Below are 865 nucleotides of genomic sequence, written 5' to 3'. Positions count from 1 at the left end.
GTTGCCGGAAAGCCGCCAAAGTCGAGAATTGCTGCGTTAGGATCTGCCAGGCCGGCGCCAAATCGTTTACGGCAGTCACTGAAGCAACCACCACATACATCAAGGGCAGGATCTGAAACCTGATTCCCCTTCGCGTCGAAATATGCCGTACCGTTATAGGTGCATCCATCGCCGCTCCGGTACTGCCCGCGTAGCGCCCATTCGCAGAGCGAGGTGATTTGTCTGGTTGGAATAACAAGCCCCTGCAGGTCTGCGGGGCTACTGAGTGACCATGAAACCACTTCGTCGTCTTCGGAGGTTTTCGTGTCAAGCCAGAAGGTCTGAAGCGTGAACATCGACGGGTCAGCGGTCGGGTTCATCCCACCGGGGTAATTCACGGCATCGAGGTAAACCGAATAGGTGTCGATAATGCTCACTTTGGCATTAACCATGTCTTTAAATTGCAGGCATAGCGCCGTGATATGACCGTCGAGGTTGGAAACGCTGAGTGTCGGCTCTGCGGCCTGGTCTGTTGAAAGCTCCAGGCCTGATACCTGAAACGGCCAAAAATCGTAGGTATTGCCACCGAATACGATTGGCTTTGGTCCGAGCTTTTCTTCATCACCATTGGCAGCGTCGATCTCTTCCGGTGTGTGGGGGAAAGGGGCGTAGTGGAAACGGTGAATACCGCCACTGAACTCTGAGGCGTCAACTTCAACCAGGCGTACTCTGCCACCCGGTGCCAGCATCGCCGCCTGATCGACTAATGCCATTATGCATACACTCCGTAAGCCCGTTTGATGGTGAACGTCAGCTCAGCAAACTTGCTGCTGATCTGATTTTTCCGTACGGAATCGGCGACTACCCGATAAAGCCCCTTCGCTTC

At 54.2% G+C, this 865-nt stretch carries 1 protein-coding gene; it reads right to left on the bottom strand.

Going from position 1 to position 865, the window contains the following annotated elements; all coding sequences use genetic code 11:
* A partial coding sequence (locus ACNQ0W_RS25225; RefSeq protein WP_417933297.1) for a phage minor tail protein L occupies window positions 1-752 on the bottom strand: 752 nt, incomplete at its 3' end.
* Between the last annotated feature and the right edge of the window lie 113 nt (window positions 753-865).

It is taken from the genome of Enterobacter cloacae complex sp. 6730903, from assembly GCF_048283985.1.
Classification (GTDB): Bacteria; Pseudomonadota; Gammaproteobacteria; order Enterobacterales; family Enterobacteriaceae; genus Enterobacter; species Enterobacter hormaechei_C.
This window is presented reverse-complemented; position numbering and strand designations above follow the sequence as displayed.